Source organism: Blastococcus sp. KM273128 (assembly GCF_021698975.1).
Lineage (GTDB): Bacteria > Actinomycetota > Actinomycetes > Mycobacteriales > Geodermatophilaceae > Blastococcus.
This window is the reverse complement of record NZ_SSXA01000135.1, coordinates 1-3,641: the sequence shown is the minus strand read 5'-3', so window position 1 is coordinate 3,641 and position 3,641 is coordinate 1. Positions and strand designations below refer to the sequence as shown.

Sequence of the window (3,641 nt, the reverse complement as noted above, 5' to 3'; positions counted from 1 at the left end):
TTCGGCACGCTGTTGAGTTCTCAAGGAGCGGACGCGCAGAAACTCGACCCTTCCGGGCCTCACCTCTGGCTGGATGTCCAACTCTACGCCGGTTTCCGGAAGATCCGCTACCCGCGGGCCCCGGTCCGGCAGCCCTCCCGGGCCGCGCGGCGCAGAAAGAAAGTTACACGGACCCCCGACCCGACGTCAAACCGGGTCCGCCGTGACGCCCGACACGCTGCCGTCACACCGGCGTCGCCGGGCGTTCACCCGTCCCGGAGGCTCAGCCGGCGCGCCGGACGCCGGCGATCGAGCGGCGACCGCGGCGCAGGACGAGCCACCCCCCGGGCAGCCATGCGTCCTCACCGGGTCGGGCCTCGCCGTCGGCCACCCGCTCGTTGTTCAGGTAGGCCCCGCCCTCCTTGACCGTGCGCCGGGCCTCCGACAGGGAGCCCACCAGCCCGGTCTGCTGCAGCAGCTGGGCCACCGTCGGGAGCTCGCCGTCGACGGTGATGCTGCCGGCCTCCTGCAGTGCCGCACCGAGGGTCGCCTCGTCCAGGGAGGCCAGGTCCTCGCGGCCGAACAGCGCCCGGCCGGCCGCCTCGGCCTGGCGGAGCTGCTCGGGCCCGTGCACCAGCCGGGTGAGCTCCTCGGCCAGCGCGCGCTGCGCCGTCCGGGCCGCCGGTCGCTCGAGGCTCTCGGCCACCAGCGCCGCGACCTCCTCGGCCGGGCGCTCGGAGTACAGCGGCAGCCACGCCCGGGCGTCGGCGTCGTCGGCGTTGAGCCAGAACTGGAAGAAGGCGTACGGCGTCGTGAGCGACGGGTCCAGCCAGACGGCCCCGCCCTCGGACTTCCCGAACTTGGTGCCGTCGGCCTTGGTCACCAGCGGCGTCGAGAGCGCGTGCACCCGCGCGCCCTCGGTGCGTCGGACCAGGTCGATGCCGGCCGTCAGGTTGCCCCACTGGTCGGAGCCACCGGTCTGCAGCGTGACCCCGTGCCGCCGGTGCAGCTCGCGGTAGTCGTTGGCCTGCAGGATCTGGTAGCTGAACTCCGTGTAGCTGATGCCCGTCTCCGAGTTCAGCCGGGCCGACACCGCCTCCTTGGCCAGCATCTGGCTCACCCGGAAGTGCTTGCCGAGCTCGCGGAGGAAGTCGATCGCCGTCACCGGCGCCGTCCAGTCGAGGTTGTCGACGTAGACCGGTGGGCGCGTCCCGTCCGCCTCCGCCGGCGCCTCCAGGAAGGGCGCGACCTGCTCGCGGATGCGCTGCACCCACGCCGCGACGGTCTCCCGGTCGTTGAGCTGCCGCTCGGCCGACGGGCGCGGGTCACCGATCAGCCCGGTCGCCCCGCCGACGAGGACGACGGGCTGGTGGCCGGCCCGCTGCAGGGCCCGCAGCACCATGAACTGCAGCAGGTGCCCGACGTGGAGGCTCTGCGCCGTGGGGTCGAAACCGGCGTAGTAGCTGACCGGCCCCTCGGCGAGGTGGGCCCGCAGCGCGGCCTCGTCGGTGCTCTGGGCGATCAGCCCGCGGCGGTGCAGCTCGTCGATCACGTCGGTCACGGGGGTCCATCCTGCCCGGCCCGGCCACGGCGCGGGCGGCCGCCCGGGCGGAAGGCGCTGACCGAGGAGGCCCCGGTCTCCCAGAACCGCCAGGGCAGCTCGGTGGCCACGCTGATCCCCACCCGCGGCCCGGCCGACACGGAAGCCGGCGGAGCCCCCCGGTGCAGCCGCACCGGGGATGAGCCGTCGAGCAGGTCGGTGCCGAGGTCGGGGCGCCCGATCCCGAGGGCCTGGGTCAGCCGGGCCGGCCCGCCGGCCAGGTCGCGGGGTGTCCGCGCCGCCGGGCGGCGGGCGCGGGCCAGCTCCTCCCCCACCACGACCTCCCCGGCCCGGAGCAGGACCGCCGAGCCCTCGCCCTCGGGGCCGACGACGACGTTGGCGCACCAGTGCACCCCGTAGGAGAAGTACACGTACAGCCGCCCGGGCGGGCCGAACATGATCGCCGCCCGCGGCGTGGGTCCGCGGTGGGAGTGCGCCGCGGGGTCCGCCCCCGACCCGGAGTAGGCCTCGACCTCGGTGAGCCGCAGGGCGACGGTGCCCTCGGGCCGGTCGGTCACGACCCAGCTCCCCAGCAGGGCGGGTGCGACCTCGTCGACCGGGCCGAGCAGCTCCTCGGCCCGCACCAGCGGACCGGGCACCGACGACGGCACGCTCAGAGCGCCGCCGCCACGGGCGAGGAGACCGCCCACTCGGCGTGCTGCCGCGCCGCCTCGGCGAGCTGGGTCAGCTGCCCCGCCACCCGCTCGGGCGCCGTCCCGCCGCGGGCCGACCGCGCGGCCAGCGCGCCCGGCACCGACAGCACGGAACGGACGTCGGGGGTGAGCCGCTCGTCGATGCCGGCGAGCTGCTCGTCGTCCAGCTGGTCGAGCTCGAGCCCTGCCTCCTCGCAGAAGGCCACCATCGCGCCGGAGATCTCGTGCGCCGACCGGAAGGGCACGCCCTGGCGGACCAGCCACTCCGCGACGTCGGTGGCCAGCGCGAAGCCCTGCGGCGCGGCGGCCTCCAGCACCTCGGGGCGCAGGGTCAGCGTGGCCACCATGCCGGTCACGGCGGGCAGCAGGAGCAGCAGCTGCTCCATGGAGTCGAAGACCGGCTCCTTGTCCTCCTGCAGGTCCCGGTCGTACGCCAGCGGCAGGCCCTTGAGCATGGTGAGCAGGCCGGTCAGGTTGCCGACGAAGCGGCCCGACTTGCCCCGGGCCAGCTCGGCGATGTCGGGGTTCTTCTTCTGCGGCATGATCGACGAGCCCGTGGCCCAGGCGTCGTCCAGCCGCGCCCAGCCGAACTCGGTCGACGTCCAGAGCACGACCTCCTCCCCCAGCCGGGAGAGGTGGACGCCGATGAGCGCCGCCACGAAGCAGAACTCGGCGGCGAAGTCCCGGTCGCTGACGCCGTCGATGGAGTTGTCCGAGGCGCGGTCGAAGCCGAGCTCGGCGGCGACGGCGTCGGGGTCCAGCGGCAGCGAGGAGCCGGCCAGCGCGCCGGAGCCGTAGGGGCTGACCGCCGTCCGCCGGTCCCAGTCCCGGAGCCGGTCGACGTCGCGGGCGAAGGCGTGCGCGTGGGCCAGCAGCTGGTGGGCGAAGAGCACCGGCTGGGCGTGCTGCAGGTGGGTCATCCCGGGCGCGGCCACGTCCTGGTACCGCTCGGCGAGGCCGACCAGCGCGTACTCCAGCGAGGACAGCTCGCCGACCAGCGCGCGCACGGTGTGCCGCAGGTAGAGCCGCAGGTCGGTGGCGATCTGGTCGTTGCGGCTGCGGCCGGCGCGCAGCTTGCCGCCCAGCGCCCCCAGCTTCTCGGTGAGCCCGCGCTCGAGCGCCTCGTGCACGTCCTCGTCGGACTCGGCGGCGACGAAGGTGCCGGCGGCGACCTCGTCCGACAGCTCGCGCAGCGCGCCGAGCATCTGCTCGAGCTCGTCGTCGGCCAGCAGCCCCGCGCGGTGCAGCACGCGGGCGTGCGCCCGGGAGCCGGCGAGGTCGAAGGGGGCGAGCTTCCAGTCGAAGTGGGTCGACTTGGACAGCGCGGCCATGGCCGGGGACGGGCCACCACCGAAGCGGCCGCCCCAGAGCCGGGTGTGCGGGGCGGCCGCTTCGGTGGTGGCCCGTCC

General features: G+C 75.1%; 3 protein-coding genes. All 3 read right to left on the bottom strand.

Features of this window, described 5'->3' with window-relative positions; genetic code table 11:
• Window positions 1-262: 262 nt before the first annotated feature.
• Complete coding sequence (gene tyrS, locus E9529_RS21110) at window positions 263-1,540, bottom strand: tyrosine--tRNA ligase (RefSeq protein ID WP_236833228.1); 1,278 nt, start codon at window positions 1,538-1,540, stop codon at window positions 263-265.
• Window positions 1,537-2,178: a DNA-3-methyladenine glycosylase gene (locus E9529_RS21105; protein ID WP_236833227.1), complete on the bottom strand. Its 642-nt coding sequence runs from the start codon at window positions 2,176-2,178 to the stop codon at window positions 1,537-1,539. The genes tyrS and E9529_RS21105 overlap by 4 nt, the downstream gene beginning before the upstream one ends.
• 14 nt (window positions 2,179-2,192) lie before the next feature.
• Window positions 2,193-3,641: argininosuccinate lyase (argH, locus tag E9529_RS21100; protein ID WP_236833226.1), on the bottom strand; the 1,449-nt coding region annotated here is incomplete at its 5' end.